Annotated in this window: 3 protein-coding genes; 1 reads left to right on the top strand and 2 read right to left on the bottom strand. The window is 56.2% G+C overall.

The features are described 5' to 3' along the window. Positions 1 to 593: 593 nt before the first annotated feature. A complete protein-coding gene (locus QCM77_RS45520) occupies positions 594 to 902 on the bottom strand; it encodes a phage terminase large subunit family protein (protein ID WP_280097092.1) in 309 nt (102 codons plus the stop codon). Continuing rightward, on the bottom strand, positions 899 to 1408 hold the full coding sequence (locus QCM77_RS45515; RefSeq protein ID WP_280097091.1) for a hypothetical protein: 510 nt from the start codon (positions 1406 to 1408) through the stop codon (positions 899 to 901). The genes QCM77_RS45520 and QCM77_RS45515 overlap by 4 nt, the downstream gene beginning before the upstream one ends. A 242-nt stretch (positions 1409 to 1650) precedes the next feature. On the opposite strand from QCM77_RS45515, the gene QCM77_RS45510 reads away from it, so the two are divergent. After that, a complete protein-coding gene (locus QCM77_RS45510) occupies positions 1651 to 2253 on the top strand; it encodes a hypothetical protein (RefSeq protein ID WP_280097090.1) in 603 nt (200 codons plus the stop codon). Positions 2254 to 2885 lie beyond the last annotated feature (632 nt).

Genomic DNA, 2885 nt, shown 5'->3' with positions numbered 1-2885 from the left:
CCGGCCAACAAGCCTGACCCGCAGTTTCTGATCATCGTCTGCCATCACAAGGTGTCCACCTAATTTGGTGGACACCTCATGCATCACAGCACTCAACCGCAAAAGGTGCGGGGAAATTCGCGCTTACAGTCAATCAGCACAAGAGCGTCAATCGAGGTCTGACATTCGCGCAGCTTTGCGAGCGCAGGCACCAAGATATCTAAAGACGGCTCATACGTTGCGCCTTGTCGCGGGGCGTATTGGATGCGCTCCACTAGAACTCCGCCTCAGCTATGCCAAGGCGAACCACTTTGACTTCGATCCGCGAAACACCATCAGGTTTCGCGTCCGTGACTTCATATAACGCGCGGTTGCAAAGGCGCATGATGCGATAGGCCTGCATGGGCAAGAACGGCAACACGCCATAACCAAACGAGAAAATCGGCTCAGACGTGCTGACAATCGGGCGACGGAGTGGCCGGAAGCAAACCGGCCGCTGTTCTCACCCATGATGATGGACTTCGCCTTGTTTGTGAAAACCGATGTGACCGTGACAGCTTTCGCAGGATCAGGCACCGCGGGGAAGTTCGGCCTCGGGGTACCAACGTACGGCGTCACCACGACCAACTCGCCCATGCTCTCGTCGATAGCGGCGGACACGTCCTGCATGCCCGCGCGCCAGTTGTTCGTATTACCGTCGACTTGCCGGTCTGCGATGCCAGCATGAGAACGATGATTTCAACGTCGTTGTCCGCAATCGCGTCTATGGGTTCGCGCTGATAGGCGGTTAACCTCAGAGGTCCCGGAATTGCGTTTGCCGAGCTCGGCAGGATTATTTGAGTTTCGGCGAAGTTGGTAGGCGCGACGATGGGCGGCGGTGCTGGCGCGCGCAGCCAGCCGCGCGCAAGCTGCTCATCGATCATGAAAGGGCTTCGGCCTCCAACTGTGCAAAAAATCTGTCATCGTTCGCGAGTGCGCCGAGCACGTCACGAACTTCGCTCTGTACGATATGCGCAATTTCCCGCGCGTCCGTTTTGCGCGCCACCTTGGCAGCGAGACGATGACCTAACGAAAGAAGCGCTGTACGCGCCTCCGCGAGGATGCGAGCGCCTGTCGCCGTCACGGCCTCCCGGGGTATGAGCGAGCCTTCAAGTTTGGCGTTAAGAAGCTCAATCTTTCGGGCTCTCAGTCGCTCGGCGTGGGCTTTGGCTTCAGCCAAGGTGTCAGTCACGGTATGATGCCCGCCCTCACCTCTGCCGTTTGCGGCATGTCCGATGACCCGGGCCGGATCGGCAATTGACCGAGCCAGGTTCAAGCCTTCCTCAAAGCTGATTGTTTTGGGGTCAAGCCCGGCGGCCTCAACCGCCCGCCGCACGGTTGCCTGATCGAGTCCAGCCGCATCCGCAACGCGGCGGATCGTTCCTCTCATTAACTTTCCCTTTTGGTGAGAACATGGGTTGCTCCAGGCGACGAGGGCCGACGAGCCGTTTCAACGCTTTCGGCACAGGAGCGGACGTCAAGGAGCACGCTAATCGCCGCTCAATTGGTCGCGAATTACCCCAAGCGTAACTTGGGCGTGCTCTGCTTTCGTATGTGATCCATTTCACATCGTCCGACATTTTGATGTGTCAAGCTTCTCAGTCAGGAAGCTGAGTCCGAAGGAGGCAAGCCTTGTTCGCGATTTGCTCACTCCTAATAGCCGTCTTGGCCCTTTGTCTGGGTTTTTTTGCGCTATTGCGCCAACATACCTATTTGGACCTGAAAACAAGCGCGCCGGTCGATATCGAGCTTCCAATCCTTGGGCGGATGAAGGCGAACTATCCGGCGCTGGTTTTCCCGTTTATCGCCGCGTTTTTTGGTCAGCTAGCATATATTTCTCGGGAATTGCCGCGCACGCAATGGTCGGTCGCCGGGACAGTTGGATACGCCGACGGCAATCCACTCAACAGCGCAGACTGGAATGGGTTGCAAATCAAAGTCCTTCCAGATCGCTACAACACCACAGTCAGCAAGGACAACGCCGGTGGACGCTTTAAAATTACCCCCGCTTTGCTTGACGGGTACAATTTTGAGGACGAAATCATATCGGTCATTTTTAGTTTAAGCAAAGATACTGAATATCTTTCCTGCCAGTTTAGTCCCAAGCAGGAGTTTGATAATTGGAGCGATCAGTCGAAACGTGCCCACAGTCTCCTTCAAAATGCGGCTCAGCACTCGCGAATGCTCAAAGGTGTCAAACTCAACAAATATAACGCGGGCGATGCACCATGCTGAGACCTACCGGAACGATCGTTGTTGCAGCGTTGCTCGGACATTCCATGCCTGCTCGCGCTGACATCTACCAGCTCGTTGGCCCAAGCCCGAATACTTTGGAGTCCGTTGCCTACGAAGTCGTTGACGTCCAGGGTAGGCGGGTTGCGCAAGGTAGAACCGACTCCTTTGGCCGCTTCGAGGTAAATAACGTCCCAGGCACCTATAAGCTTAAAGCGCAGTGGGGGAGAGACATTCTGCCTCCCGTAGATATCGTCATAGATGGCAGCCGAAGCTTGAAGCGCATCCAGATCAGATGACGCGGCCCGAGTTGTTACAAAGACACTCGCATGACTAAGTACGCGGCTAAGCGTACGTTCATTCTTCGCTCGTCTCGTGCGGGCCGCGTCTGCTATCGAATCTTGTACTAATTAGAACAAAAACACCGCGGCAGCGCACCGCGAAGCCCCGCGGCCCGGGCCTTCCTAGGACCCAAGCGCTGCGTTGGACGCCCGCAATGACGCATTGTGCGAGCTATGCGGGATTTTGGGTGACGGGGTGATCAGGCGGCGTGGTTTGCCGGCGCTTGGATGACCTCGATGCCGTCGTTGAATCTGACACCTGCGATGATCTTCGGCAACTGGTTTGTGCCTTTG

Source organism: Bradyrhizobium nivariense (assembly GCF_029846695.2).
Lineage (GTDB): Bacteria > Pseudomonadota > Alphaproteobacteria > Rhizobiales > Xanthobacteraceae > Bradyrhizobium.
This window is presented reverse-complemented; position numbering and strand designations above follow the sequence as displayed.